The organism is Arthrobacter sp. NPDC058127, assembly GCF_042884555.1.
GTDB lineage: Bacteria > Actinomycetota > Actinomycetes > Actinomycetales > Micrococcaceae > Arthrobacter.
Window position 1 is genome coordinate 57,992 of the sequence record NZ_JBHVTT010000011.1, and the last position, 25,857, is coordinate 83,848.

At 63.2% G+C, this 25,857-nt stretch carries 26 protein-coding genes; 16 read left to right on the forward strand and 10 right to left on the reverse strand.

Translation table 11 applies throughout. The annotated features are described in order from the left end of the window. Positions 1-5: 5 nt before the first annotated feature. Positions 6-1,097, forward strand: a complete 1,092-nt coding sequence (gene fbaA, locus ACFVTG_RS15185; RefSeq protein WP_284754623.1) for a class II fructose-bisphosphate aldolase — start codon at positions 6-8, stop codon at positions 1,095-1,097. Further along, positions 1,097-1,516, forward strand: a complete 420-nt coding sequence (locus ACFVTG_RS15190) for a DUF3151 domain-containing protein (RefSeq protein ID WP_284754622.1) — start codon at positions 1,097-1,099, stop codon at positions 1,514-1,516. The genes fbaA and ACFVTG_RS15190 overlap by 1 nt, the downstream gene beginning before the upstream one ends. A 286-nt stretch (positions 1,517-1,802) precedes the next feature. Here ACFVTG_RS15190 and ACFVTG_RS15195 read toward each other — a convergent pair whose 3' ends face one another. Next, positions 1,803-2,435 carry a uracil-DNA glycosylase gene (locus ACFVTG_RS15195; protein WP_284754621.1) on the reverse strand — a complete coding sequence of 211 codons (633 nt, stop codon included), beginning with the start codon at positions 2,433-2,435 and terminating at the stop codon, positions 1,803-1,805. Between the two features lie 254 nt (positions 2,436-2,689). After that, positions 2,690-4,381 (reverse strand): phospholipase C, encoded by a 1,692-nt coding sequence (locus tag ACFVTG_RS15200; protein WP_390281662.1) that lies wholly within the window; start codon positions 4,379-4,381, stop codon positions 2,690-2,692. Between the two features lie 444 nt (positions 4,382-4,825). Between ACFVTG_RS15200 and ACFVTG_RS15205 the strand changes: the two genes are divergently transcribed. From ACFVTG_RS15205 to ACFVTG_RS15250, 10 genes are all read left to right on the forward strand, one after another. After that, the gene (locus tag ACFVTG_RS15205; protein WP_059388506.1) at positions 4,826-6,115 is read left to right on the forward strand and encodes an adenylosuccinate synthase; all 1,290 of its coding nucleotides are present in this window, start codon (positions 4,826-4,828) and stop codon (positions 6,113-6,115) included. Between the two features lie 394 nt (positions 6,116-6,509). Beyond that, positions 6,510-7,064, forward strand: coding sequence for an RNA polymerase sigma factor (locus ACFVTG_RS15210; protein WP_390281665.1), 555 nt, complete (start codon positions 6,510-6,512; stop codon positions 7,062-7,064). Further along, the gene (locus ACFVTG_RS15215) at positions 7,061-7,861 is read left to right on the forward strand and encodes a hypothetical protein (protein ID WP_390281667.1); all 801 of its coding nucleotides are present in this window, start codon (positions 7,061-7,063) and stop codon (positions 7,859-7,861) included. Before ACFVTG_RS15210 ends, ACFVTG_RS15215 begins: the two co-directional genes overlap by 4 nt. Positions 7,862-7,873: 12 nt before the next feature. Beyond that, positions 7,874-8,299 (forward strand): CoA-binding protein, encoded by a 426-nt coding sequence (locus tag ACFVTG_RS15220; RefSeq protein WP_236814520.1) that lies wholly within the window; start codon positions 7,874-7,876, stop codon positions 8,297-8,299. Between the two features lie 108 nt (positions 8,300-8,407). Continuing rightward, positions 8,408-9,250: a polysaccharide deacetylase family protein gene (locus ACFVTG_RS15225; protein ID WP_284754617.1), complete on the forward strand. Its 843-nt coding sequence runs from the start codon at positions 8,408-8,410 to the stop codon at positions 9,248-9,250. Positions 9,251-9,309: 59 nt separating this feature from the next. Next, a complete protein-coding gene (locus ACFVTG_RS15230) occupies positions 9,310-9,711 on the forward strand; it encodes an MmcQ/YjbR family DNA-binding protein (protein ID WP_284754616.1) in 402 nt (133 codons plus the stop codon). A gap of 81 nt (positions 9,712-9,792) precedes the next feature. Next, a complete protein-coding gene (locus tag ACFVTG_RS15235; RefSeq protein ID WP_390281670.1) occupies positions 9,793-10,422 on the forward strand; it encodes a hypothetical protein in 630 nt (209 codons plus the stop codon). 210 nt (positions 10,423-10,632) lie between these two features. Continuing rightward, positions 10,633-12,042: an N-acetylglucosamine/diacetylchitobiose ABC transporter substrate-binding protein gene (gene ngcE / locus ACFVTG_RS15240; RefSeq protein WP_284754614.1), complete on the forward strand. Its 1,410-nt coding sequence runs from the start codon at positions 10,633-10,635 to the stop codon at positions 12,040-12,042. After that, positions 12,039-13,064 (forward strand): carbohydrate ABC transporter permease, encoded by a 1,026-nt coding sequence (locus ACFVTG_RS15245; protein WP_390281672.1) that lies wholly within the window; start codon positions 12,039-12,041, stop codon positions 13,062-13,064. Before ngcE ends, ACFVTG_RS15245 begins: the two co-directional genes overlap by 4 nt. Continuing rightward, positions 13,064-13,957 carry a carbohydrate ABC transporter permease gene (locus ACFVTG_RS15250; RefSeq protein ID WP_390281674.1) on the forward strand — a complete coding sequence of 298 codons (894 nt, stop codon included), beginning with the start codon at positions 13,064-13,066 and terminating at the stop codon, positions 13,955-13,957. The genes ACFVTG_RS15245 and ACFVTG_RS15250 overlap by 1 nt, the downstream gene beginning before the upstream one ends. A 99-nt stretch (positions 13,958-14,056) precedes the next feature. Here the strand turns inward: ACFVTG_RS15250 and ACFVTG_RS15255 are convergent, their stop codons facing one another. After that, the gene (locus ACFVTG_RS15255; RefSeq protein WP_390281676.1) at positions 14,057-14,914 is read right to left on the reverse strand and encodes a DUF1206 domain-containing protein; all 858 of its coding nucleotides are present in this window, start codon (positions 14,912-14,914) and stop codon (positions 14,057-14,059) included. An 82-nt stretch (positions 14,915-14,996) separates the two neighbouring features. Here ACFVTG_RS15255 and ACFVTG_RS15260 point away from each other — a divergent pair, with 82 nt between their 5' ends. Next, positions 14,997-15,290, forward strand: coding sequence for a DUF503 domain-containing protein (locus ACFVTG_RS15260; RefSeq protein ID WP_390281678.1), 294 nt, complete (start codon positions 14,997-14,999; stop codon positions 15,288-15,290). Between the two features lie 82 nt (positions 15,291-15,372). On the opposite strand, the gene purL is transcribed toward ACFVTG_RS15260, so the two are convergent. The 3 genes from purL to purS are packed head-to-tail and all read right to left on the reverse strand — an operon-like array spanning position 15,373 to position 18,696. Then, positions 15,373-17,691, reverse strand: a complete 2,319-nt coding sequence (gene purL / locus ACFVTG_RS15265) for a phosphoribosylformylglycinamidine synthase subunit PurL (protein ID WP_390281680.1) — start codon at positions 17,689-17,691, stop codon at positions 15,373-15,375. Next, a complete protein-coding gene (purQ, locus tag ACFVTG_RS15270; protein ID WP_284754603.1) occupies positions 17,688-18,443 on the reverse strand; it encodes a phosphoribosylformylglycinamidine synthase subunit PurQ in 756 nt (251 codons plus the stop codon). The genes purL and purQ overlap by 4 nt, the downstream gene beginning before the upstream one ends. 1 nt (position 18,444) lies before the next feature. After that, positions 18,445-18,696: a phosphoribosylformylglycinamidine synthase subunit PurS gene (gene purS, locus ACFVTG_RS15275; RefSeq protein WP_028265707.1), complete on the reverse strand. Its 252-nt coding sequence runs from the start codon at positions 18,694-18,696 to the stop codon at positions 18,445-18,447. 375 nt (positions 18,697-19,071) lie between these two features. Here purS and ACFVTG_RS15280 point away from each other — a divergent pair, with 375 nt between their 5' ends. The 3 genes from ACFVTG_RS15280 to ACFVTG_RS15290 all read left to right on the forward strand — a co-directional run bounded on the left by ACFVTG_RS15280 (position 19,072) and on the right by ACFVTG_RS15290 (position 23,137). Beyond that, the gene (locus ACFVTG_RS15280; protein ID WP_059388516.1) at positions 19,072-19,257 is read left to right on the forward strand and encodes a hypothetical protein; all 186 of its coding nucleotides are present in this window, start codon (positions 19,072-19,074) and stop codon (positions 19,255-19,257) included. Between the two features lie 135 nt (positions 19,258-19,392). Next, positions 19,393-19,683, forward strand: a complete 291-nt coding sequence (locus ACFVTG_RS15285; protein ID WP_059388517.1) for a DUF1540 domain-containing protein — start codon at positions 19,393-19,395, stop codon at positions 19,681-19,683. A 370-nt stretch (positions 19,684-20,053) separates the two neighbouring features. Beyond that, complete coding sequence (locus tag ACFVTG_RS15290; protein WP_390281683.1) at positions 20,054-23,137, forward strand: S8 family serine peptidase; 3,084 nt, start codon at positions 20,054-20,056, stop codon at positions 23,135-23,137. 244 nt (positions 23,138-23,381) lie between these two features. On the opposite strand, the gene ACFVTG_RS15295 is transcribed toward ACFVTG_RS15290, so the two are convergent. Genes ACFVTG_RS15295 through ACFVTG_RS15310 form a run of 4 tightly spaced genes read right to left on the reverse strand, consistent with a single transcriptional unit; the run spans position 23,382 to position 25,764 of the window. Next, positions 23,382-23,753: a serine protease inhibitor gene (locus ACFVTG_RS15295; RefSeq protein WP_390281685.1), complete on the reverse strand. Its 372-nt coding sequence runs from the start codon at positions 23,751-23,753 to the stop codon at positions 23,382-23,384. Next, on the reverse strand, positions 23,750-24,655 hold the full coding sequence (locus ACFVTG_RS15300) for a 3-methyladenine DNA glycosylase (RefSeq protein WP_390281818.1): 906 nt from the start codon (positions 24,653-24,655) through the stop codon (positions 23,750-23,752). The genes ACFVTG_RS15295 and ACFVTG_RS15300 overlap by 4 nt, the downstream gene beginning before the upstream one ends. A 34-nt stretch (positions 24,656-24,689) precedes the next feature. Then, on the reverse strand, positions 24,690-25,244 hold the full coding sequence (locus ACFVTG_RS15305) for an SSI family serine proteinase inhibitor (RefSeq protein WP_390281687.1): 555 nt from the start codon (positions 25,242-25,244) through the stop codon (positions 24,690-24,692). A 25-nt stretch (positions 25,245-25,269) separates the two neighbouring features. Next, a complete protein-coding gene (locus tag ACFVTG_RS15310) occupies positions 25,270-25,764 on the reverse strand; it encodes a MarR family transcriptional regulator (protein WP_284754591.1) in 495 nt (164 codons plus the stop codon). Positions 25,765-25,857: the final 93 nt, after the last annotated feature.

Here is a 25,857-nt window from a genome sequence, read left to right on the forward strand (position 1 = left end):
CTAGGATGGTGCCTAGCCGTATAGGTCTACTCCAGGGTCAACAAAACCCACAGACGAAAATCAGCATAGGAGTCAGCATGCCCATCGCAACCCCAGAGATTTACTCCGAGATGATCGACCGCGCGAAGGCCGGTGGATACGCGTTCCCGGCAGTGAACGTCACCTCGTCGCAGACCCTGAACGCCGCCATCCGCGGCTTTGCCGAGGCCGAGTCGGACGGCATCATCCAGGTCTCCACCGGTGGTGCGGCTTACTGGTCCGGCGCCTCCGTCAAGGACATGGTTGCCGGCTCCCTGGGCTTCGCGGCTTTCGCCCGCGAGGTCGCCAAGAACTACAACGTGAACATCGCCCTGCACACGGACCACTGCCCGCAGGACAAGCTGGCTGATTTCGTACTGCCGCTGCTGGCTGCTTCCGAGGAAGCCGTCAAGGCCGGCAAGGACCCGATCTTCAACTCGCACATGTGGGATGGCTCGCACGAGACCCTGGAAGACAACCTGCGGATCGGCCGTGAACTCCTGGAGCGTGCGGCTGCGGCCAAGATCATCCTCGAGGTTGAAATCGGCACGGTCGGCGGCGAGGAAGACGGCGTCGAGAACGAGATCAACGAGAAGCTCTACACCACCACCGCAGACGCCCTCGCCACCATCGAGGCACTCGGAGCGGGCGAGAACGGCCGCTACCTGACCGCCCTGACCTTCGGCAACGTCCACGGCGTGTACAAGCCGGGCAACGTCAAGCTCCGCCCGGAACTGCTCAAGCAGATCCAGGCCGAGGTCGGTGCCAAGATCGGCAAGGAAAACCCGTTCGACCTCGTCTTCCACGGCGGCTCCGGTTCCACCGAGCAGGAAATCGCGGATGCTGTTTCCTACGGTGTCATCAAGATGAACATCGACACCGACACCCAGTACGCGTTCACCCGCCCGGTTGCCGGACACATGTTCTCGAACTACGACGGCGTCCTCAAGGTCGACGGCGAAATGGGCAACAAGAAGACCTATGACCCCCGCGTCTGGGGCGCCTCCGCCGAGGCCGGCATGGCCGCCCGCATCGTGGAAGCCGCGAAGCAGCTCGGTTCGGTCGGCAAGACCTTCTAATGTCCGACGAATTCCGCAAGAACCTGATGGGCCCGGAGCCCACGCTTCTTCCTGCCGAGACCGAGGTGTACCAGCACCTTGCGTTGGGGCAGGAGGCCCTGGACCTCGTAGCCAAGTACCCTACATCTTCGTTGCTGTGGGCAATCCTGGCCGAGGAAGCCTGGGCTGAAGGCAGGACCATCGATTCCTACGCATATTCCCGCGTGGGTTACCACCGCGGACTGGATTCGCTGCGCCGTAACGGTTGGCGCGGCGTCGGGCCCATCCCGTGGGAGCACGAGCCCAACAGGGGATTCCTGCGCGCTCTGTACTCCCTCGGCCGGGCATCTGCTGCCATCGGCGAAGCTGAGGAACCGGAGCGGATCCAGAAGTTCCTGAACGACTCCGATCCCGCCGCGAAAGCAGCGATCGAAGGCTAGGACAAACTGAGTTAAACGCCGACGGCGGCCGCCCCCCGGCGGGGGGGGGGGGCCCGGGGGGCGTTAACCCCCCCCCAAGCTGTGCGTTAAACGGCTGATGGGGGGTGCGCAACCCCGACCCAGGTGGGGAGGTTTGGAATGTCCTTTACCCGCCCCGGGCGCCCCCCCCCGGCCGGGGGGGCCCCCGCCGTCGCGCTTTCCCCACCCAACTAGCTCGCAGTTAACGTCGTTATGAGGCGTCAAAACGACAACAAATGCTAGGTAGTTGGGTCGGGCTTTACAGGTCCTAGGAGACCGGGGTGAGGCCTGTCCGGGCCATGGCCTCGGCGTAGGCGCCATGGATGATGTCGAGGTATTCCTGCTGGCGCGCGGGGGAGCCGGCGAAGGAGCGTCCGCCCAGCGAGCGGACCTTGAATGTCTTGAAACCACGGCGGTGGATGCTCTGCGGCGCGGCCTTCATGAGCTGGTCTGCCAAACGATGGGCTTCATTGCCGTGGGCCACCAGGGCGGAGGTGCGCGGCGCGATCGCGAGCAGGCGGAGGAGCGGCTTGAGGCCTTCGGTGATGTTGGCGGGAGTCAGCTTGCCCGGTTCGCCGTCGGGCTCGATCCACGGGTAAACGTTCCACGGCATCATGAGTTCCGGACGCAGGCCCAACTGCCACTGCATTCCCAGCATGCGGGCCGTGGCATCCGCGTCACCCGGGACGATGAAACCCGAGCCCTCCGTGGTGCGGGTGTTGGAGAAAAGGCTGATGATGCGGCATTCGTCAACGCTGTGGGCGGGGTCCACGTAGAGGACTTCGCTGCCCGGCTTCTGTTCTTTGAGGGAATCGCAAAGCCCGGTGACCTCGGCAATGTGGGGTTCGAAACGTCGGTTCCAGAGCTGCTCTTCGGGTAATTCAGTCGCCAGGTCTTGCATATGGGCTTGGGTCTCCTACGTGTAGCAAGGCGCACTTATCCGGCCGGGAGCGGTTGGCCACGACCGGTCAGATTGGGTGCAGTGTTGGGGGCTGGTTAACTCTACCGGAACGGCGATGACCTGTGGGGTGAATCGGGAGATCTGTGGTGGGTCTCTCGACGGCGGGAGCCGGCTTCCGGCATGATGCGGCACCGCATTAACTGAAACGGCACCGTCCCGATGGATTCGGGACGGTGCCGTTCCGGAAGCGCTTGCTACTGCTTGTTCTCGTTCTGGTCGTCGTTTTCCTTGGTCCGGGAAACGACGGTGCCGTTCGATTCGTTGAGGATGAGCTTCACGTCCCGCCCGTTGTCAAAGTTGAACATCGCGTTGATGGATCCGGCCTTGGCGTCTGCCGAGGAGTCGCCGATCTGGCCGGTGTGCCAGTTGTCCTCGATGAAGCGAAGGATGGATGACTGGTCCGTCTGGGTGTGGTCCACGAAGTTCTTCTTCGCGAAGGGCGAGATCACCACGAGCGGCTGGCGGGGGCCGGGGCCGCAACGGTCGGCATAGCCTCCGGCCATCGGGACACCTTTGTTGTAGGCGTTGAGGCACCATGCGACGTCGTCGGTGGTGTTGGAGGAGTTCTTCACGCCGGCCGCGACGTGGTCGTACCAGCCGTCAGAGTCATCGTAGGCCAGGACGATGGCAGTGTTTTCCCAGTTCTTCGAGTTCTGGATGGCGTTCACCTGCTGCGTGATGAACTTCTGCTCATCCAGGGGATCGGAGTAGCCGGCGTGGCCGTCCTGGTAGTTTCCCGCCTTCAGGAAGGAGACGGCAGGCATGTTGTCCGAGTTGACCACTTTGGCGAAGTCCGTGGTGTCGTACTGGTGGTTGGCCTGGCCGTTGTGTCCGATCTCGTCCACGCTGGCCGGAGCAAGGTGGTGCGGGTTGGACGTTGACTTGTAGTACTGGAACGGCTGGTGGTGCGGGTTGTAGTCCGTCACGGTGGCACCGGCAATGTTGGTGTGGGTGGTCATGCAGGCTGCAGGGGTGATGTCCGTGGCCGGCGTCGTCGGGGCGAAGCCGCCCTGGAACCAGCCCCAGCTGACGCCCTTGTCGTTGAGCAGGTCGCCGATGTTCTTGCCCTGCATGCCGGCAAGGTTGTTCTTGCTCGCGTGGCTCTTGTTGGAGCAGTCGTCATAGACCGGATCCGGGTCTTCCGTCATGGTGCCGACGCCGTTGGCGTCAGGGAACTTGACTGTGTAGTCGCTGCTCGCGGGTGTGACCGGCTGTCCGGCGGCGGTGAATTCGGTGACGCCGTGGGTCTGGCCGGACACGAGGTTGAGCGCGCCAGGGCTGGACGGGCCGAAAACGGTGCTGAAGTGGGAGTCGCTCATGGCGAAGTTCTGGGCATAGTTCCAGATCCCGGTCACAGTGTTGCCGTCGTAATAGTCCATGGTGAGGCCCGGACGGCCGAACTGGCCACCAGAACAGGTATCCATGCTGGTGTTCTCGACGAACTTGTTCATCAGGCCACCGTTGTAGGCCTTCTGCTCCGCAGTGTATTCGTGGTCCTGGTCGCAGGTGATTGCCTGGCCGGGCGTCAGACGTTGGGGCTGGACCGAGTTGGGATTGTTGGGTGCCAACAGCTTGTCGTTGGCGAGGGTGGCGATGTTCTTCGGCGTGTTCTTGGCCGCCGTGAACGCCGGAGCCGCTGCGCCGGTGCCTTGCTGGGTTTCGCCCGGGGTGTTGGCCGCTTGCGGATATGTCGCGAAGTAGTGGTCGAAGGAGACGTTCTCGCCGAAGATTACGACGACGTGCTTGATGGGAGTCGCGGTTCCCTTTTGGTCGCTATTGGCAGAGGCCGGCATCAGGCCGAACCCGATCATGCCGGCAGCGATCGTGGATGCTGCGAGTGCTGTCGCCCCGCTGGCCAGCAAAAAGCGCTTGTTTCGAGTTTTCAAGGGGTTCCCTTCGGATTCACGAGCAGTGCCCGCCCAACTGACTCGCATTTGTTGTCGTTTAGAGGGCTCATAACGACAACAAATGCGAGTCAGTTGGGAGTGTTGGGGGTAAGGATTCACAAAGAATGTAGCCGCTCGCCTGGGGCCCGAAGGCCGATTTGGGAGCTCAAAGCGGACTGTTTGGGAAGAGTTCATATTCTGCTAACAGGGAACTTCGAGTGCGCCATCACTGTGTTCATGTCGCCCTCCGGTCGTGTGACAACGGGTCCCAGAGCCACATCGGCTAAACTTGGCTGGTAAGAGCCCCGGAACTCTTGCTGATCCCGCCGGTGAACTTTTGCGAAAGTCTGCGGGCAGGGCCGAAAGATTCGGGGCGTTCTCATGTACGGCGCTGAGCCTTGGTGATCCCGCCAGGACCGGCCCGAAAGAATGGGGGAGGATCCCATGCCAGCTATCGTGATCGTCGGAGCCCAGTGGGGCGACGAAGGCAAAGGCAAAGCAACCGACCTGCTCGGTGGCCGCGTTGACTACGTGGTCAAGCCCAATGGCGGCAACAACGCCGGGCACACCGTTGTGGTGGGCGGTGAGAAGTATGAGCTCAAGCTCCTTCCTGCCGGCATTCTGAGCCCGAACGCGATTCCGATCATCGGCAACGGCTGTGTGGTGAACCTTGAGGCGCTGTTCCAGGAGATCGACGGCCTGGAAGCCCGCGGCGCCGACACGTCCCGTTTGCGCGTCTCGGCCAACGCCCACCTCGTAGCGCCGTACCACCAGGTGTTGGACAAGGTCACGGAGCGCTTCCTCGGCAGCCGCGCCATTGGCACCACCGGCCGGGGCATTGGCCCGGCCTACATGGACAAGGTGGCCCGCCTGGGTATCCGCGTCCAGGATGTCTTCGATGAGTCGATCCTCCGCCAGAAGGTGGAAGGCTCCCTGCGCCAAAAGAACGAGCTCCTGGTCAAGGTCTACAACCGCCGCAATGTGGTGGTGGACGAGATCGTGGAGTATTTCCTGTCCTACGCCGAGCGCCTGCGGCCGCTGGTCATTGACAGCACCTTGGTCCTCAACAACGCACTGGATGAGGGCAAGGTGGTCCTCATGGAAGGCGGCCAGGCCACGTTCCTGGACGTCGACCACGGCACCTACCCGTTCGTGACGTCATCCAACCCGACCGCCGGCGGCGCGTCTGTTGGCTCGGGTATCGGACCTACCCGCATCTCGCGCTCCATCGGCATCATCAAGGCCTACACCACCCGCGTCGGCGCAGGTCCGTTCCCCACGGAACTCTTCGACGAGATGGGCATGTACCTGCAGAAGACCGGCGGCGAGTTCGGCGTCAACACCGGCCGCCCGCGCCGCTGCGGTTGGTACGACGCCGTCCTGGCCCGCCACGCCTCCCGCGTCAACGGCTTCACGGATTACTTCGTCACTAAGCTGGACGTTCTCACGGGCATCGAGCAGATTCCGGTCTGCGTGGCCTACGACGTCGACGGCGTCCGCCACGACGAAATGCCCATGACCCAGACCGAGTTCCACCACGCGGTGCCGATTTTCGAGTACTTCGACGGCTGGACCGAGGACATCACCGGCGCTAAGACGCTGGAAGACCTGCCCGAGAACGCCCGCAGATATGTGCTGGCCCTCGAGAAGCTCTCCGGCACGCGCTTCTCCGCGATCGGCGTCGGCCCGGACCGGGACCAGACGATCGTGGTGCACGACCTCATCGAGGACTAGTCACCAAAGCCGAATCACGACGACGGCGGGTCGCCCTTTCAGGGGCGGCCCGCCGTCGTCGTTTCCGCGCCAAACGAGCCAAAAAACAGGCGTGAAAAAAACTTTTGGAATCCGCGTAACCCTTTGGGGTGCCCCGACGATTACCTCTTTGAAAGGCCGAGCTGAAATTTGTCCCCCATCATGTTTCAGCTCGGCCCTTTTTCATGTCTGAGGGGGTTTCGTGGATGTGCAGAATGTCTTGGAGAGGCAGGCCTCCGCAACCGAAGGCTGGCCCTTGGGCATAGCGGGAGCAGCGGTTAAGCTAGGTGGGGTTGCCCGGCCCTGCGGCGTTTGGGCGGCACCGAGGATCTCGCTTGGATCCGGACGATCGCTCCTCAACGAAAGCCACGCTTCAGTGACCGACGCCTTGACCGATGCAGCATTGCTGGCCCTTCGAGGCCGGGAAGTTGAACTGTTCAGCGCCGTCTATCAGGCCTTCGCGGGCCAGGTGCTCGGCTACCTGACAGCAAAAGGTGTTTCGGATCCCGAAGCTGTCACACAGGACGTTTTTCTTGCCGTCCTGCCGCGCGTTGACACGATCACGGGCGGCGTCAGCGGTCTGCGCACCTTCGTATTCTCGGTGGCCCACGCCCGGATGGTGGATGACCACCGCCGGCAAAGCAGGGCGCCTGAGCACCACGAGTTTGAACCTGAGCGTGACACGCGCCAGTCGAGTTCGGCGGAATCCGAAGCGATGGACCGTGTGGCGCCCGGCGAAGTCCTGGCGCTACTGGATCTCCTTCGAGAAGATCAGCGGGAAGTCCTGACGCTTCGTATCGTTGCCGGTCTGACCGTGGACCAGGCAGCCGAAATCATGGGGAAAAGCCAAGGCGCAGTCAAGCAATTGCAGCGCCGGGCGTTGAATGCACTCCGCGAGCACTCGGTAGTAAAGGAATACGTGGCCCCATGATGCGTTGGGATTGCAAGGATATTGACCGCGACGCGGTCATCCTCGAGCTCATGCTTGAGGCTGGCCTCACGGACACCCCCGAACTCACGGACTCGTTGAAAGCGCTGGGATCGTTTGCGTCCATGCCCGCGCCGGTCCCAGGGCCCGCACTCGCGGCGATGCTGGCTGGCCCGGCAGCGGGTGACAACCCTCCCCTCGACGAGCTCGGCAAACGGCGTCAGTTGCGCAAGCATCGCCCCGTCGTCATTGGTGCAGCCGTCCTGACCGCCATGGGCTTGGGTGTTGGTGGCGTTGCGGCCGCGAGTGGCGGATTCAGCAAGGGAACCCCGGAATTCATGCAGACGCTGATCTCCGGCTGGGCGCCTGGTTGGACTAGTGCTCCGCCGTCGCTGGTTCCTCCAGCCCCCGCCCAGGACTCCCCGAAGGTCACGACGCACCCGGCTCCCGTCGATGTGCCGCCGGCGGCACCCCTGGCGGCAGGCCCTTCGGCCGACCCAGGGGCGTCCGCTCCGGCCAGCGCCGGCGAGGCGGTGCACGAGCCAGCAGCGCCAGAAGCCGTTCCCGCTCCCGGACGCCAGCAGGCCGAGGGGCAGTCCGAAGCCCCGAAGGCAGCAGCACACACGGAGCCTAAGAACGACCCCCAGGGAATCCTCCCGCCGTCCAACATCCCCTCCACCGCGACTGCGAAGGATCTCCAAAACGGGGTGCAACAAGCCGTGCAGGGCACCCAGGACGACGTGTCCCTGAGGCCTGCCGGGGCTTCGCTGCGTTGGCTCCTGGGACTGCTATCCCGCTAGTAGGCTTGAGCTATGACACATGTCAACGATCCGGCAGTCATTGACCGGCTTATGCGAACAAAGGGCCGCTGGGCAATCGTGGGACTCAGCACGAATGAGTGGCGCTCGGCGTTCGAAGTAGCCCTCTACGTTCGCGACACCATGGGCATGGAGATCATCCCGATCAACCAAAAGGGCGAAGACGTCCACGGCGAAACCGGCTACAAATTCCTTGCCGACGTGCCGTTCGAGAAGCAGCCCATCGACGTCGTCGACTGCTTTGTGAACTCCTCGCGCGTCGGTGCGGTAGTGGACGAAGCGATCGCCGTGGGAGCGAAAGCCGTATGGCTCCAGCTCGGAGTAATTGACGAGGACGCAGCGGAACGGGCCAAAGCTGCTGGCCTGGACGTTGTGATGAACGCTTGTCCAGCACAGATGGGCTGGCGGAGCGGCATCTAGTGGCAGCCGACGGCGGCGCCAGCACCGCAGGTCCAGTTAGCATCGCTTTCTGTTAACCGGCCGCTGGTATGTTTCGGGTGCAATCACCCTTCGAGACCAGGAATCCCCATGTGTGACGACCACCCCTCCACCGCCAGCCGACGCACCGCGCTCGGGCTCCTCGGGGCTTCCCTCGTAGCCGGGCTGGGAGCATGCGCCGCCCCCGGAACCCCGTCGGCAGAAGGCCCGACGGCGGCCCCCGGCGCGGCGGGCCCGTCGCCGTCGTCGTCCGCAAGCACCGCAATGAGCCCCACGCCGAGCCCCGCAGGCCCCGGGCGGCTACGGAACCCCTTCGACCCGGACTTCACGTTGCCGCCGATCCAAGGCGGACTGGCGCCCGTGATTACCAAGATCCCCACCAAACATCCCGTGGTGTTCCTCACGATCGACGACGGACTGGTCAAATCGCCGGAGAGCGTCCGGCTCCTCAAGGAGAACGACTACCCGGCCACCCTGTTCCTGACGAGCAACACGGTCCGCGACAACCCTGCATTCTTCAAGGCGTTCATGGCGCAGGGGAGCCTGGTTGAAAACCATACGGTCAGCCACAACGTCAACATGACCACGCAATGGGGTTACCAACGGCAGCTTGATGACATCGCAGGCATGCAGGATTTCGCCGTCCAGCAATACGGCCGCAAGCCCACCCTGTTCAGGCCTCCCGGAGGTGCCTATTCGACGGCTATGCGGCAAGCCGTGGCCGCCGCCGGCCTGAAGGCGATCATCACGTGGGAGGCAAAGGCCAATGCCGGGCGCATGGACTACCAGTACGGAAATTCCCTCCGTCCCGGCGACATCGTCCTGATGCACTTCCGCCCCGAATTCGCCGCGGACTTCGAGGCGTTCCGCTCGGCACAAGTGGCTGCCGGCCTGGAAGTGGTGCTTCTCGAGGACTTCCTGGGCGTTGCGTGACCTGGGCGTTGCGTAAGGCGGTCGGTCCGCTAATCGTCCTACTCCGCTAGTCTCGCTACATGGACGCTGCCACACTCCGCCAAATCTGCCTTGGCTTCCCAGGGAGTTATGAAGACTTCCCGTTCGGCCCGGAAACGTCGGTTTTCAAGGTCCGATCAGCCGTGTCCGGCGGATCCAAGCAGGAAGGCAAGATGTTCGCCGCGTCTGCTTTGGATGACCAGAACTTGGCAGTAAGCCTCAAATGCGATCCCGCCCTGGCCGCGCAGCTTCGCTCGGCCCATCCTGAAATCACCGGGGCCTGGCACATGAACAAGACGCACTGGAACGGGGTGCGCTTGGACGGTGACCTCCCCGACGCCATGATCCGGGACATGGTGGAGGACTCGTACGACCTGGTGGTTTCTTCGTTGACCCGCAAGCAGCAGGCGCAACTGGGCTGGGCCCGGCTGGCCAAGGACTGACACGCGGACCCTGTCTGCTGCTTCGGCTAGATTGTGAGTGGACCGCGCCTTCCATCCCTCGAAGCAATCAGGAGGAGCCAGATGCTGGAACAAAAGACCCTCGATGAGCTGTGGAATTTTGAGGACCCCGCGTTGTCGGAAGCCCGCTTCCGCGAAGCCATGACTGGTCCGGCCTACGACGCCTTTGAACGGGCCGAGCTCGCCACCCAATTGGGCCGGGCCATCGGACTCCAGGGCCGCTTCGAGGAGGCGGATGCCCTCCTGGACGCCCTCGACGCCGAAGAGGAGCCAACCATTGCGGTGCGGATCCTCCTGGAGCGCGGCCGCCTGCTCAACTCGGCGGGCCACCCGGCCATGGCCGTTCCGCTCTTTGAACAGGCCGCCGAGATGGGAGACCTTCTGGGTGAAGATTTCCTCGCTGTGGACGCACTTCACATGCTGGCCATCGCGGACTCCGGGCACCAGGAATCATGGACGCGCAGCGCGCTTGAGTACGCCTCCGCCGTCGACGATTCCCGCACCAAACGGTGGATGGTTTCACTGCACAACAACCTCGGTTGGGCGATGTACGACGACGGGCGGCGCACCGAGGCGATGGTGGAGTTCCAGCTCGCTGAGCAGTGGGCCGAGCGGGTAGGAACCGAGCAACAGCAGCAATGGGCGCGCGAGGCCATCGCCCAGTGCGCAAAATCCTTGAATTTACGGGGCTAAACGGCCCAAATGACCCCTCTGGAACGGAAGGATTGTCAGATCACATTTTGACAAAAGTTGATTGAAACTGCCCCAAAATATTGCTTTTCAATCACTCGTGGTGAAGTATGTCACACGAAGGGCGCGTCGCAGCGGCGGTGCCCGGACCGATCGACTGCCGGCCGAGGCGCCGTCAGAGTTCGGTACTACGAGTCTCTGGAGGGTTTTAGGATGAACGTTCAGCAGCAGTCCTTTGCACGGCGCGGTTTCCTCCGCGGCGCGCTTGCCGCGGCCGTGCTTGTGCCGTTGGCCGGCTCGATGGCCTCCTGCGCAGCCGGTGGCGGCGGAGGATCCACCGGTCCTACGGGGACCGTTTCAGATACCAATCCGTTCGGCATGGCAGACAAGTCCACCGTTGACGCCGTGATTTTCAAGGGCGGCTACGGAATCGACTATGTTGACTTCGCGGGCAAGGCCTTCGAAAACGCACATTCAGGTTCCACCGCCAAGATTTCCCCCTCCACCGATATCGCGCAGGAGCTCCAGCCGCGATTCGTCGGTGGCAACCCCCCGGACCTGATCGACAACTCCGGAGCCAAGGCAATCGGCTTCAGCACCATCCTGGCCCAGCTCGAAGACCTCACCAGCGTGGTCGAGGCCAAGAACCTCGAAGGCAAGGTCATCAAGGACACCCTCTACGCTGGAGTGCTCGCCCCGGGTACTTTCAATGGCAAGCTGGCCGCCCTGAACTACGTGCTGACTGTTTACGCCATGTGGTACTCGGATTCATTCCTCAAGGACAACGGCTGGACCGTGCCGAAGACCTGGGATGAGATGTACGCACTCGGCGAACAGGCCAAGGCCAAAGGCAAGTACCTGTTCGTCTGGGGCAAGGAAGCAGCCACCTACTACCAGGAAATGGCTATCGCCTCCGCCATCAAGGAAGGAGGCAACGACGTTCGCCTTGGCCTCGAAAACCTCAAGGCGGACGCTTGGTCCCACCCGGCGATCCAGAGCGTCTTCACCGCCTTGGGCAAGATCGTCAAAGCGGGCCACTTCAAGCCAGGTGGCTCGGGTACGCAGTTCACCGCAGCGCAGGCGCAGTGGAGCAACGCCCAGGAAGCCGTGTTCTACCCGTCCGGATCGTGGATCGAAAACGAGATGAAGGACCAGACCAAGTCCGGATTCAAGATGACCGGCGTTCCTGTTCCTACCGTGACCTCGGGATCCAAACTTCCGTACGAGGCCATGCACAGCGCTTCCGGCGAGCCCTTCGTTGTTCCCTCCCAGGGCAAAAACGTTGCTGGCGGCAAGGAATTGCTGCGTGTCATGCTGTCCAAGGATGCTGCCACCAACTTCGCCAAGACCAAGCTGGCCCCCACCATCGTCAAGGACACCGTTCCCGCCGATGGCTTCGGTTCCACCGCCCTGGTTTCCCAGACCAAGCTGCTCAGCGATGCTGGATCGAACATCTTCACGTGGAACTTTGTTGACCTCTATGGGATGAACAAGGACCAGTTGGTTGTGTGGAACACGTTCCTCGATGGAAAGTCCGATGTCGCCACGCTGACGTCGGACCTGCAGAAGATTACCGACAAGGTCCGCAACGACAGCTCGGTCACGAAGATTGAAGTGAAGTGACTTTAGTGAAAGCGAAAACACTCCGGGTCGGCGACGGTGCGTCCGCCGTCGTCGTTCCGGATACCGCACCACCCGCCTACAAGAGGCGGCGCAAGCCCCTGACGTTCGACAAGATCAGCTTCTTTGTGGTCTTCCTTGGCGTACCCCTGGCCATCTACCTCCTGTTTGTGATCTGGCCATTCATCCAGGCCTTCGGCTACTCCCTGACCGACTGGTCGGGCTTCTCACCCAAGCAAAACTTCATCGGACTTCAGAACTACCAGAAGCTCTTCACGGACGACATCTTCATGAAGGCCATGGGGAACAACATCCTGTTGGTCATCTTCTTGCCCATCATTACCATCGTCCTCAGCCTGGTGCTGGCCACCTTGGTGACCGTGGGGGGCAGCAGCAAGGGCCAGATCAAGGGCCTGCGCAACTCCAGTTTCTACCGGGTTGTCTCCTTCTTCCCTTACACGATTCCCGCAATTGCCATCGGCATCATGTGGGGCCAGATCTACGATCCTTCCGGGGGCCTGCTGAACGGCATCCTCACGTCCCTGGGCATGGACCAGTTCAAGTCCTACGCATGGCTTGGGGATAAGAACACCGCCATGATCGCCACGATGTTCGTGATCGTGTGGGGCTTCATCGGCTTCTACATGGTGCTGTTCGTCGCGGGCATCAAGGGGATACCTGCCGAGCTGTTCGAGGCCGCCAGGATTGACGGGGCAGGGCGTTTCCGCACTGCAGTGTCCATCACTATCCCGCTGATCCGGGACAACATCCAGACCGCCTACATCTACATGGGAATCCTGGCGCTGGACGCCTTCGTCTACATGGCGGCCCTGAACTCCGGCGGTGGACCGGACAACTCCACCTTGGTGATGTCCCAGCAGCTCTTCTTCACCGCCTTCACCAAGGGCCAGTTCGGCCTGGCCAGCGCCATGGGCGTTGTGCTCGCCGTAGCCACCCTGATCTTCTCCGGCCTCGTGTTCCTGGTCAACAGGCTCACTGGTGGCGACAAGGATGTGTCCCTCTGATGACTACAAAAATTGCCAGCCAGGAAATGAAGTCCTTGCACTTCAACCCCCGCAAGCCAGCCATGACCAAGGGAGACAGAGTGGTGGGCGCCGTTTCGCATACGGCCCTCAGTATCTGGTCGCTCATCGTGATCCTGCCACTGCTGTGGACTTTCATGTCCTCCTTCAAGACATCGAGCGAGATCTTCGCCTCGCCGTTTGCCTTGCCCTCGCAGTGGCGTTTCGACAACTACGTCCGGGCGTGGACCGAGGCTGGAATCGGGAGCTACTTCCTCAACTCTGTGATCGTCGTCGGGTCCGCTTTGGTGATTGTCATGGTGCTCGGCGCCATGTGTGCCTATGTCCTGGGGCGTTATGTCTTCTTCGGCAGCAAAGCGATCTACTACCTCATGCTTGCCGGGCTCACCTTCCCGATCTTCCTAGCCATGGTGCCGTTGTTCTTCGTCATGCGGAACATCGGCTTGTTGAACACTTTGCCGGGCCTCATCCTGGTGTACGTCGGGTTCGCGCTTCCGTTCACGGTGTTCTTCCTTTTCTCCTTCTTCAAGTCGCTCCCTCACGAAATCACGGAGGCGGCCGCTTTGGACGGAGCAGGCGAGTGGCGGACGTTCTTCCAGGTCATGTTGCCGATGGCCAAGCCGGGACTCGCCTCCGTGGCCATCTTCAACTTCCTGGGCCTGTGGAACCAGTTCCTGATTCCGGTGGCCATCAACGCGGCCGGACCGCGCGTGCTGTCCCAGGGCCTCGCGGCCTTCGCTGGCCAGATGGGTTACGCGGTGGACTTCGGCGCCCTGTTCGCGGCCGTCACCGTCACGGTTGTTCCGGTGCTGATCGTCTACATCATCTTCCAGCGCCAGCTTCAGGGATCCGTGTCTCAAGGCACATCCAAGTAGCACAACCTAGCTAAATAAGCGCCCGACGGCGGTTCCCACCTTTGGTGCGGGCCGCCGTCGGGCGTTTCTGCCAGCTGCCGACAGGCGCAGCGCCCGCCTTCAGATCCGCTGGTAGCGGGAACGGAACAGGGAGTAGAGACCGTAGGCCATGAGTCCGAGGCTCACGAACACCAGGACCCATCCGCCAAAGGGCTGTTTGAGGAAGGCCTTGAGGGCCGAGTCGAGGCCGCCTTGTTGGGAAGGGTCGTGCGCCGCTGTGGCGATCAGGATGAGCAAGCCGACGGCGCCGAGCGCCACTCCTTTTGCGCAATAGCCCACGACGCCCAGCACCGTGAACGCATCTCCCAGGAGTCCGGACGGTTTTCCCCTCAGGTTCTTTTCGTACTTGCGAGTGATCCCCAGGAAAATGTACGTGCCGGCGGCTGCCAGCAGCGCCACCCCGATGATCACCAGGAGGACGGTGCCGGGAGTGCTGGACATGAGGTCCGCACTGGTAGAGCGGGATTTCTCGCTGCTGCTGCTCGGACGGCTGAGCGCAAAGCTGCCGAAGGTCGCCGCCGCCACAGCGAAGACGATCGCCTGTCCGGCAGCCTTGAGCCGATTCATCCAAGGCTTCGAGCTGCCGCCCCCGCTCCACCCCATCACGGCGTCGCTCGCCATGTAGAGCGCGAGGACACCGCAGGCCACCAGTCCTGCCCACAGAAGGACGACGCCGCCAGGCGTGGCAGCCAACTGGCCGACCGCACCGCTTTGGTCGGCTTGGCCGGATGCGCCCAGCGCGATCCCCAAGGCGATGGCCCCGATCAGGAGATGTATCAGCCCTAAGGCGACGAAGCCGGCCCGCGCCACTACCCGGACGGTCCGTGAATCCTTGGCGTCGTCTACCGCGTCTTCTACCGAGTCGGCGCCCCGGGAAACTGCGTTGCGGGCCTTGTTCGTATGATCGTCTGCGCCCATGGGAACTCCTTTGGTCTGCCCTCATCTTGCCACCGCGGGCTCCGGTGCGGGAGGTCGCGCGACTAGTGGATACGATGGGCGCATGTGGATCGCCTGGATCGAGTTCGACATCCTCCTCGGCGAGGTGCACAGCCTGAAGGAGAAACGCTCGCTCGTGCGTCTGCTGATCGCCGAGTTGAAACGGCGTTTCGAGGTCTCTGCCGCCGAGACCGGGCACTTGGACCAGCACCGCCGTGCGCTCATCGGCGCAGGCGCCGTGGCAGCAGACCGCGCGCATCTCGTGGAGGTGCTCGACGCCGTCGAACGCTTCGTTGCCGCGCGCCCCGAACTGGAGCTCCTGAGCGCCCGACGCCGGGACCTCCACAGCGAAGACTGAAAACACAACGCGGGGTCACTTACGGCCCATCCCGAGGGGATTCTTGGGCCGTAAGTGACCCCGCGTTGGGGGTTGCCAGGTGCTAGCCGAAGTACTTCGGCAGCGTGGCCTCGTGGGCTTCGTTGAGAGCGTCCACGGACAGTTCGTCCACGCCGTTGATCTCCAGCTTGCCGCCGGCAGCGTCGACGACGCCGATCCGGAGGTGGGCGAAGCCGCGGGCGGTGCACATGTCCTTGAAGCGTACTTCCTCGGAGCGCGGAACGGACACAATGGCCCGGCCCTGGGACTCGGAGAACAGCGCCGTGAACAGGTCCACGCCATCGCGCTCCAGGAGTTCCTCCAGCGCAATCCGGGCGCCGACGCCGTAGCGCAGTGCGGATTCCACCAGCGCAGCGGCAAGGCCGCCCTCGGAGAGGTCGTGCGCGGCGTCGATCATGCCGTCGCGCGAAGCGTTGATGAGGATTTCGCCTAGCTGGCGCTCGATGGACAGGTCAACCTTCGGCGGCAAGCCACCGAGGTGTCCGCGCAGGTTGGACCATTCCGAACCGTCCAGTTCCGCGGCCGTGGTGCCCAGCAGGTAGATGGCCTGGCCATCTTCCTTCCAGCCGGACGGGGTGTGGCGCGCGACGTCGTCGAGCTTGCCCAGCACGGCGACCACGGGGGAGGGGTGGATCGGCACGGTACCGGTCTGGTTGTACAGCGAGACGTTGCCGCCGGTGACCGGGACGCCCAGTTCCATGCACGCGTCCGACAGGCCACGAATGGACTCGGCCAGCTGCCACATGACGTCCGGATCCTCGGGGGAGCCGAAGTTGAGGCAGTCGCTGACGGCCATCGGGACCGCGCCGGAGGTGGCGACGTTGCGGTACGCCTCGGCCAGTGCCAGCTGCGCACCGTGGTACGGGTCGAGGTAGGTGTAGCGGCCGTTGGCATCGGTAGCGAGAGCCACGCCCAGGCCGGTTTCCTCGTCCACGCGGACCACGCCGGCGTCGTCCGGGAACGCCATGGCGGTGTTGCCGCCGACGTAGCGGTCGTACTGCTTGGTGATCCAGGCCTTGCTGCACATGTTCGGCGAAGCAATGAGCTCTGTGATGGCAGCGGCCAGTTCTCCCGAGGTGGAGGGACGGCCGGCGTCCTGCACCGAGCCCGTGAAGGTATCGGCCTGGACGGAATCCTGCCACGAGGGGCGGGCAAACGGGCGGTCGTAGACCGGACCGTCGTGGGCAACGGTGCGCGGGTCGACGTCGACAATGACTTCGCCTTCCCACGTGATGATCAGGCGGCCGGTGTCGGTCACTTCGCCCAGCCAGGAGTACTCCACGGCCCACTTGTCCATGACAGCTTCGAACGCGGCGATGTTCTCAGGGGTGACAACAGCCATCATGCGTTCCTGCGACTCGGACATCAGGATTTCGCCCGGGGTCAGGGTGGGGTCACGCAGCAGGACGGAGGTCAGCTCAACCTGCATGCCGCCGTCGCCGTTGGAAGCGAGTTCGGACGTGGCGCAGGAGATGCCCGCAGCGCCGAGGTCCTGGATACCCTCAACGAGCGAACCCTTGAACAGTTCCAGGCAGCACTCGATGAGCACCTTCTCGGCGAAGGGGTCGCCCACCTGGACGGCGGGGCGCTTGGAGGGCTTGGTGTCGTCGAAGGACTCGGAGGCCAGCACCGAGGCGCCGCCAATACCGTCGCCGCCGGTGCGCGCACCGAACAGGACCACTTTGTTGCCCTTGCCGGAGGCGTTGGCCAGGCGGATGTCTTCGTGGCGCATGACGCCGACGGCCAGAGCGTTGACCAGCGGGTTGCCCTGGTACACGGAATCGAACACCATTTCGCCGCCGATGTTCGGCAGGCCTAGCGAGTTGCCGTAGCCACCGATGCCAGCCACTGCACCGTGCATCACACGGGCGGTGTCCGGGTGGTCGATGGCGCCGAAACGCAGCGGATCCATCACGGCCACCGGGCGGGCGCCCATGGAGATGATGTCGCGGACAATGCCGCCGATGCCGGTCGCAGCACCCTGGTAGGGCTCCACGAACGACGGCGAGTTGTGGGACTCGATCTTGAACGTCACGGCCCAGCCGTCGCCAAGGTTGGTGACGCCGGCGTTTTCGCCGATGCCCACGAGCATGTCCTTCTTCATTTCCTCGGTCACCTTTTCGCCGAACTGGCGCAGGTGGTTCTTCGAAGACTTGTAGGAGCAGTGCTCGCTCCACATGACGGAGTACATGGCGAGCTCGGCGCCGGTGGGGCGGCGGCCCAGGACCTTGACGACCTCGTCGAACTCGTTCTGCTTGAGGCCGAGTTCGGCCCAGGGGAGCTCGGTGTCCGGGGTCTTCGCGGCGTTCTCGACGGTGTCGATGTTGAACTTCTTGCCAACGGTTTCAGCTGAGGTGGTCACTGTGCGCCTCCCACGATCTTGTTCAGGACGGAAGTGAAGAAGCCCAAGCCATCCGTGCCGGCGTTGGACTCCGGACCGAACCCGGGCTCCACCGCGTGCTCCGGGTGCGGCATGAGGCCCACTACGTTGCCGGCGGCGTTGCTGATGCCGGCAATGTCGCGGCGTGAACCGTTCGGGTTCCAGCCGACATAGCGGAACACGACGCGGCCCTCTGCCTCAAGGGCGTCCAGGGTCTTGTCGTCCGCGATGTACTGGCCATCCTGGTTCTTCAGCGGAACCGTGATCTCCTGACCGGCCTCGTAGTCCGAGGTCCACAAGGTGTTGTTGTTCTCCACCCGCAGGACCTGGTCGCGGCACAAGAACTTCAAGTGGTCGTTCTTGATCATGGAGCCCGGGAGCAGGTGCGACTCGGTCAGGATCTGGAAGCCGTTGCAAATACCCAACACGGGCAGCTTGGCGTCGCTGTTGGCGGCATCAATGATGCGGGACATCAGCGGAGCGAAGCGCGAAATGGCGCCGGCGCGCAGGTAGTCGCCGTAGGAGAAACCGCCCGGGATGACGACGGCGTCCACGTCGGCAAGGTGGGTGTCCGCATGCCAGAGCGCGACGGCGGTGCCGCCTGCGAGGCGGACCGCACGGGCGGCGTCGCGGTCGTCAAGGGTGCCGGGGAAGGTGACGACGCCGATTTTGGCCCCGCCCAAATGGGGTTCGACGGCCACGGGGGCTCCGCCGATCAAAGGAAGTTCAGTCATGTCAGGCCTCGACGACCTCGACGTTGACGACGTCTTCGATCACCGGGTTGGACAGCAGGGTCTCGGCGGCCTCACGGGCCTGGGCGAGGATGGCGTCGGTCACCTCGCCGTCGACGGTCAGTTCGAAGCGCTTGCCCTGGCGGACTGCGCTAAAGCTGGTGAAGCCGAGGCGGGGCAGTGCGCCCACGATGGCCTTCCCCTGAGGGTCCAGAATCTCGGGCTTGGGCATGACGTCGACGACGATCCGGGGCATCCGGTAACTCCTGTGCGTGAGCGTTGGTTAAACCTTGGTTAAAGGCTGCCGCGGAGTGGTGCCGTCTCACGCCGGAACTGCCTCTAAACAGCGTTCAGCAACAGTGTTTACCGGCAGGGTCTTACGGAATAAGGGGGGCGCTCCGCGAGCTTGCATGCCCATTCTACCGGCCAAATCGCTACATACCCTATTTGCGGGAGATCGGTGAAGAGGTGGCTACCAAGCAAAAGGTACGCGCCAATTCGCGGCGACCACCCGCCGTCGTCGGGGGTTTTCAATGCCCGACGGCGGCCCGGGGCACTGCACGACGGCGGCCCGGGGCACTGCACGACGGCGGCTCTGGCCGGGGGTGGTTTGCGTCACTAGGATTGCGGCATGGCCGAGAACGCTAAGTCGATGGTTTTGCCCGTGGTCCTTGCCGCTGTTTTTGCCGGCCTTGGGAGGATGGTTTTCCAAAGGATCATGGCAGACAGGGCGGCCCGGGAAAACCGCATTTCCGTCCCGCCTGACGCTTCGACAAGGGCCAAAATCAGCGATGCGTTGCGAGGGATCCATTCTTAGTGCGGACTGTCCGCTGACAGCAACTAGAGCGCAATAGGGTACGCGCAAATGCGCTAATCCTCCGGGTTAAAGGTGCGTATTCGGGAGTAGTTTGGAATTGCTGTCAAGGAAATTCCCCGTCCAACTGGAGGAGCAATGACCGAACACGTCGCCGAAGTGTCCGCATGCAGCGTTGGCAGCTGCGGATTCAACCATCATGGCTGCACCGCCTTCGGAATCACGATTGGCGGAACCGCGGATCACGCATCCTGTGCCACCTTCATTGACACGACGCTCATGGGAGGCCTCCCCAAGGTCCTGGCGCATGTCGGTGCCTGCCAGCGCTCGGAATGCACCCACAACAACAACCTCATGTGCGAGGCCCACGATGTCCGGATCGGCCCTGGTGCCGAGGCGGCTGATTGCTTGACGTACCAACACGCCTGAGGCTCCTCTCAGCCCGCCTTCGCCTAAATATCTGAATATCCGCACAGCGGGCACGTCCCCTCCCGACGGGGGCGTGCCCGCTGCTGCGCGCGGATGTATTCTGATGCCAAATGACATGACAAAAAACGTGAAATGTGTCCTATGTAATATTCAGCTATCGCTCTGTACTCTATGAATCGGCTGGGCTTTACCTGATTACAAGAACTGTCAATCGGTGTCCATCCTTAGTTGATTGATCTTGACATGACCGCCACGATCGCCCGGAAAGGTGCAATCACTCGTGAATTCACAAGGAAAGAGCTTCATTGGAAGCGGGGGGCTTCGAAAAGCTGCGGCGCTAGCCGTCGGACTACCGGTTCTGCTCTCCTCAGTGGCGTTGACACCCGCTCAAGCTGCGCCCGCTTCCGGCTCATCGGTCTTCGGATCAACGGTCGCGGGGGTTGCCCGGAATGTCGACCCCAATTCTTATCAGGATGGCCGCTACGTTGTGGTGCTGGCAGAGAAGCCAGCGGCCACTTACGACGGCGGAACGCCCGGCTACGTGCCTACCAAGCCGCAGGCGGGCAAGAAACTGGACGTCGGCAAGGCCGAAGTGAAGCAGTACCAGGCCCACCTGCAGCAGAAGCAGCAGGACGTGGCCAAGCAGCAGAGCGTGAGCATCAATCGCGACTACACCACGGCGATCAACGGCTTCAGCGCCACCCTTTCCGCGAACCAGGCCGTCAATCTCGCGAAGAATCCCGATGTCCTCCTCGTGGCCCCTGACACCCAGTCCGCTCCTGACTACTCCACCACCGATTTCCTCAACCTCAGTGGACCGAACGGGATCTGGAATACCCAGTTCGGTGGCCAGGACCAGGCCGGCAAGGGCACCGTGGTGGGCGTCATCGACACCGGCTACACGCCCACAAGCAAGTTCTTCGCAGGCGATCCCGTCCAGCCGCTGGTCGGGGACCCCCAGGTAGGCGTCCCGTATCGCACCAGTGACGGCAAGATCGCCATGCTGAAGGCCAACGGAGATACGTTCGTGGGCGAGTGCCAGAAAGGTACCGACACGGGGGCGGCCTTTGACGGCACCGCTTGCAATTCCAAGGTCCTCAGCGCCCACTACTTCGCAGATGCCTTCCTGCAAACGGTTCCGCCCGCCCAACGGGCACCCCAGGAACAGATCTCGCCCATCGACATCGTGAGCCACGGCACGCACACTGCCAGCACCGCCGCAGGCAACCCGGGTGTGGAAACGTTCGTCGATGGCCGCAGCTTCGGCAAGACGAGCGGCGTGGCACCGGCTGCCAAGCTCTCCATCTACAAGGTCTGCTGGGAAGACACCGACCCCAATTCGGGCGGTTGCTACAGTTCCGCGGCCATCGCCGCCATTGACCAGGCCATTGCCGACGGCGTGGACGTCCTGAATTACTCCATTTCGGGCGCTACGGACACCACCACCGACCCGGTCTCGCTCGCATTTCTCTCTGCTGCGTCGGCCGGCATCTTTGTGGCCGCGTCCGCCGGTAACTCGGGTCCGCAGGCCAGCACCGTCAACCATGGCGCACCCTGGATGACCACGGTTGCGGCTAGTTCCTTCTCCCAGGAACTCCAGGGAACCGTCGAATTCTCCGACGGCACCAAGTTCCGCGGAGCCAGCATCATGAACCACCAGGTGAGCGGGGCCGGCGTCGTGCTTTCCGCAAACGCTGCCTCGGGTACCGGTAACGCAGCGCTCTGCGCGCCAGGCTCACTCGACCCGGCGAAAATCGCCGGCAAAGTAGTGGTGTGTGACCGCGGGGTGGTTGACCGCGTCGCCAAGAGCGCCGAGGTGCTCCGCGGCGGCGGTGTGGGCATGATCCTCGTGAACCTCACCAACTCCTCCTTGGACACGGACAAGCACGCAGTGCCCACAGTCCACGTCAATCCTCCGGCCTCGCAAGCCATCAAGGACAAGGTAGCGGCCAACCCTGGAATTACGGTTTCCCTGGTTGACCACGACACCACCGGGCTTCCGCTCGAGGCCCAGCCGCAGATCGCCGGATTCTCCTCCCGGGGCCCGCTCCTGGCCACCGATTCGGATCTGCTCAAGCCGGACATTTCGGCTCCGGGCGTTGCCGTGCTGGCAGGGGTTTCGCCTATCGGCAGCAAAGGCGATGAGTACGGATTCATGTCCGGTACCTCCATGGCGTCCCCGCACATCGCAGGTTTCGGAGCGTTGATCCTGGCGAAGAATCCCGATTGGTCACCTGCAACGGTCAAGTCGGCCATGATGACGACGGCGAGTGACGTCAAGCTGGCCGATGGAAGCAAGAACCAGGACGTCTTCGCCACGGGTGCGGGAGAAATGAATCCTGCCAGCGTGCTGGAACCGGGCCTGGTCTACGATGCCGGAACCGAGGACTACCTGAAGTTCATCCAGGGTACCGGCGTCGATCTCGGGAAGCCGGGACTTGGCTCGACACTGCCACGCGACATGAACCTTCCGTCGTTCGCCCTGGGTAACCTCGCGGGCAAGATCGAGGTCACCCGGACCGTCACGGCCCTGACTCCGGGACAATACCGGGCCACAGCCGATGTCCCGGGCGTTGACGTCAAGGTCACCCCGTCCGTGCTGAACTTCAACGAAGTCGGCCAGAAGAAGACCTTCAAGGTGACCTTCGAAAACAGGAGCGCGGCACTCGGGGCGTTCGCTATGGGATCGCTGAAATGGGAAGGCGCCAACAAATCGGTGGTCTCTCCGATTGCGGTCCGTCCGCAGTCGGTACTGGCTTCCAAGAGCGTCGCCTTCACGTCCCAGCAGGCAAGCGGTTCGGCGGACATCAACATCGTCTCCGGTTCCGACTCTCCCACGGCGGTGACCATTGACGGCCTCTCCAAGGCAGACTCCTCGGCCGCGGAGCTTGTCCCAGGTCCGGTGGCTGTGGCGAACAATACCTCGAACTTCGTCAAGACAGCCACGGTTGCCCCCGGAACAGCCTTCGCGAAGTTCTCGGTGATTTCCTCCGATCCCACGGCGGATTTCGATCTGTATGCGATATCGCCGTCAGGTCAGTTGCTCACGGCAGCCACACCGAGTGCCAGTGAGTCCCTCTCGCTCGGCAACCCGGAGCCGGGGACTTACACCATCATCGCGAACCTGTATGCCAGCCCCAACAACCGGCCCACCAAGGCCAGCATTGACGTAGCGATCCTGGGCGCAAACCAAGGCAACGCCACGGTCACGCCCAACCCGATCAAGATCAAGAACGGCAAATCCGGGAAGCTCACCTTCGCGTGGAACAACCTGACGCCAGGCTCCTACATCGGTCGACTCACTTTTGCGGGCACCAGCTCGCCGACGTTCGTGTCGGTCCTGGTCGCGGCAAACGGCAGCGTGTCCGTGGTGCCGAACGATGACCAGGAAGGCGAGCACGGCAAGGGCAAACTGCAGAACGTGGGGGAGGACCAGCCAAACAACGCGCCGTAGCGCGGCAGTGATGGTCTGACAGATATGCGAGGCGGCGGCCGGCGGGACATCCCACCGGCCGCTTTCTTGTTCCCCCTCCCCGGACGCTCGCTCACATATATGTCCCTTTTGGCGGACGCTCGCTCACCTATGAGCCCAAACGGTGGAACCCTCGCTCAGATGATCTGAGCGAGGGGCGGGCATGGGGCGGTTGTTTGTGAGCGAGCGTTGGGCCGGGGGCGGTTGTTTGTGAGCGAGCGTCGGGTTAGATGTTTCCCGTGGAACCTGCCACGCCGCCGAGGAGGGCTGACATGGTTCGCCAACGGGCGATCTCGCAGCCGTCTGTCCGGCTGAAGCGGCTGCTGACCTCGCGCCCGCGGAACCGGCCCGTGACCATGGCCACCTGCGGGCCGCCGTATTGCTGGGTGCAAATCCGGTCCGGCCGGGGAACCGGGAAGAAAATCTCTTCGCCGAATTGCTCGACGGCGGCAAGCGCCGCGCGGGGGTCCGGAAGGGTCGAGCCTTCGGAGACTTCGCCGCCCGAGCCGAGCAGGACGAACTCATATTCCACGGCGCCTGGCGCCTCCGTCAGCGTGATGGTGAGTTCGACGTCGTACATTCCTGTGCTTGAAGTCATCTCTGTCCTTCGTGGGCCGGTGTTTGTCCTAGGAGTTCCAGAAGCGGCTGCAGCTCCTCGAGGACCCGCGCACGGAGCGCTTGGGCCTCGGCGGCGAATGCCCGCTGATACTCAACGTACTCGGCCTTGCCTTGCGGTGTCTCGATCCTGATGGCCGGGTATCCCCACTCCTCAAGATCGTAGGGCGAGGCCTGCATGTCCATGGCCCGGATCCGCCAGGACAGTTCGAAGCAGTCCATCACCAGGTCGCTCGGCAGGGCGGGGGTCAGTTTGTACGCCCATTTGTAGAGGTCCATGTTGGCGTGCAGGCAGCCGGGTTGCTCCATGGTGCGCTGGTTGTCCCGCGTCGGAGTGAGTTCGTTGAGCGGGGTGGCGTCGGGCGTGTAGAAGCGGAAGGCGTCGAAATGCGAGCAACGGATCCGGTTGTCTTCCACAACGGTGTCTGTGCCTTCGGAACCGAGACGCAGCTTGAGGTACTCATGGCGAAGATCGAACTTGTCCTGTCGGTAGACCATGGCCCACTCGTGCAGTCCGAAGCAACCAAACTGGGCGGGCCGGGCAACGGTTCCCGCGAGGATGATGCCGGCGAAGCGGATGGCCTCAGTGCGGTCGGCCACAAACCGGCTGCGATCGAAGGCGACCGCAACGGTACCGGCGGGCAACCCGGCGGCAGCCAGCGCGCCGTCGTCGAGCACTCGGTAATACTTCCACCCGGCCCGCTCTGCGGCTTTCGGACCGGAGAGGACGACGCCGTCGCCCGGGTGCCAGCGCAACAGCTGGCCGGGCTTCTGGGTGTAGTAGGTGAAGAGGAAGTCTTCCACGGGATGCTTCTGGCCTGCGGAGCGCCGGGCCAAGTACGGCTTGGCGTAGCGCTCGACCCGGGCGTGGTGGGCAGCCTCCATCGCAAGCCATTTCTCTTGCGGGAGGTTCTTGTACTTAAGCTCCGGCACCGCTTGAACCAAGGATGTCGGCGACGGCGGCCCATGCGGAAATCTCGCAGCCGTCAGTGAGTTTGTAGGAGGACTCGACTCCCACGCCATCGACGGCCCCAGTGACTATTGCCGTCTGGGGTCCGCCGTAACGCTGCTCGCAGACTTGGTCGCTGGGGCGCGGCGTGCGTGTGAGGAGGGCGGGGTTCTTTTTCAGGGCGGCGCACGCTGCGGCCGCGGTGGGGTGATGGCTTTCCGCGGAGGGGACGCCGCCGGTGCAGACGAGGGTGTAGCTTTCAGGGGTTGCCGTGGGGGAGAGCTTGACGATGATGGAAAGCTCGGCTTCTCCGAGGCCGGGGGAGCTGGGCGCGGGGGAGAACGAAGGAGCCGGTTTGCCGCTGGGAGATTCCGTCTCGTCCGGCAGGAGTCCGCTGGGGCTGGACGACGCGCTGCTGCCCGGGGACGAGCTGCTGGGCGTGCCGCCTCCAGTGCCCGGCGTGCAGGCGGCGAGCCCGGCGACGGCGAGGACAGCCAGAACGTACCGGACTATTCGCAAACGCATGGGGATCTCCTTGATTCCTGCCAGTTTATCGTCCGGCGGCCGCCCCCGGGAGTTGGGTGGCCGCGATGAGCCCGGTCATTGCCCGGTGCAGTTCCGCTACTTCGGCCCGCGTGAGGTGGAGTCGCTCCATGATGGTTCCCGGCACAGCCGTTGCCTGCTGCCTGAGGGCGGCGCCGGCTTCGGTCAGGGTGATGGCGAGGGCCCGTTCGTTTCCGTGTATGCGGTTGCGAGTAACGAATCCTGCTTCTTCGAGCCGGCGCAGGATGGGTGAAAGGGTGGCAGGCTCGTGCAGGAGAGCTTCGCTGATGTCCTTGAGCGTGCGCGGGCTGCGTTCCCAAAGGGCGAGCATTACGAGGTACTGGGGATGGGTCAGCCCCATCTTTTCAAGCACGGGCTTGTAGACGCCCACCACGCTCCGCGACGCCACGGTCAGGGCGAAGCACAATTGGCGCTCAAGTAGGAGGTCGTCTTCAGGAGGCGCGGTGGTTTTGGAGGCAACGGGTGTGCTTGCGGCAGCCATGGCTTGCTCCGTTCCGTGTCGGTGACCGGAATGTCCCGGTCGATAGTTAGTACACTAATTGTTAGTGTACTCTTAAACCACAACATCCTTTTG

Coding starts and splice junctions, on each gene's coding strand:
- fbaA (WP_284754623.1), top strand. CDS start 6: ATGGTGCCTAGCCGTATAGGTCTACTCCAGGGTCAACAAAACCCACAG.
- ACFVTG_RS15190 (WP_284754622.1), top strand. CDS start 1,097: ATGTCCGACGAATTCCGCAAGAACCTGATGGGCCCGGAGCCCACGCTT.
- ACFVTG_RS15195 (WP_284754621.1), bottom strand. CDS start 2,435: ATGCAAGACCTGGCGACTGAATTACCCGAAGAGCAGCTCTGGAACCGA.
- ACFVTG_RS15205 (WP_059388506.1), top strand. CDS start 4,826: ATGCCAGCTATCGTGATCGTCGGAGCCCAGTGGGGCGACGAAGGCAAA.
- ACFVTG_RS15215 (WP_390281667.1), top strand. CDS start 7,061: ATGATGCGTTGGGATTGCAAGGATATTGACCGCGACGCGGTCATCCTC.
- ACFVTG_RS15220 (WP_236814520.1), top strand. CDS start 7,874: ATGACACATGTCAACGATCCGGCAGTCATTGACCGGCTTATGCGAACA.
- ACFVTG_RS15225 (WP_284754617.1), top strand. CDS start 8,408: ATGTGTGACGACCACCCCTCCACCGCCAGCCGACGCACCGCGCTCGGG.
- ACFVTG_RS15230 (WP_284754616.1), top strand. CDS start 9,310: ATGGACGCTGCCACACTCCGCCAAATCTGCCTTGGCTTCCCAGGGAGT.
- ACFVTG_RS15235 (WP_390281670.1), top strand. CDS start 9,793: ATGCTGGAACAAAAGACCCTCGATGAGCTGTGGAATTTTGAGGACCCC.
- ngcE (WP_284754614.1), top strand. CDS start 10,633: ATGAACGTTCAGCAGCAGTCCTTTGCACGGCGCGGTTTCCTCCGCGGC.
- ACFVTG_RS15250 (WP_390281674.1), top strand. CDS start 13,064: ATGACTACAAAAATTGCCAGCCAGGAAATGAAGTCCTTGCACTTCAAC.
- ACFVTG_RS15255 (WP_390281676.1), bottom strand. CDS start 14,914: ATGGGCGCAGACGATCATACGAACAAGGCCCGCAACGCAGTTTCCCGG.
- ACFVTG_RS15260 (WP_390281678.1), top strand. CDS start 14,997: ATGTGGATCGCCTGGATCGAGTTCGACATCCTCCTCGGCGAGGTGCAC.
- purQ (WP_284754603.1), bottom strand. CDS start 18,443: ATGACTGAACTTCCTTTGATCGGCGGAGCCCCCGTGGCCGTCGAACCC.
- purS (WP_028265707.1), bottom strand. CDS start 18,696: ATGCCCCGGATCGTCGTCGACGTCATGCCCAAGCCCGAGATTCTGGAC.
- ACFVTG_RS15280 (WP_059388516.1), top strand. CDS start 19,072: ATGGCCGAGAACGCTAAGTCGATGGTTTTGCCCGTGGTCCTTGCCGCT.
- ACFVTG_RS15285 (WP_059388517.1), top strand. CDS start 19,393: ATGACCGAACACGTCGCCGAAGTGTCCGCATGCAGCGTTGGCAGCTGC.
- ACFVTG_RS15295 (WP_390281685.1), bottom strand. CDS start 23,753: ATGACTTCAAGCACAGGAATGTACGACGTCGAACTCACCATCACGCTG.
- ACFVTG_RS15300 (WP_390281818.1), bottom strand. CDS start 24,655: ATGGAGGCTGCCCACCACGCCCGGGTCGAGCGCTACGCCAAGCCGTAC.
- ACFVTG_RS15305 (WP_390281687.1), bottom strand. CDS start 25,244: ATGCGTTTGCGAATAGTCCGGTACGTTCTGGCTGTCCTCGCCGTCGCC.
- ACFVTG_RS15310 (WP_284754591.1), bottom strand. CDS start 25,764: ATGGCTGCCGCAAGCACACCCGTTGCCTCCAAAACCACCGCGCCTCCT.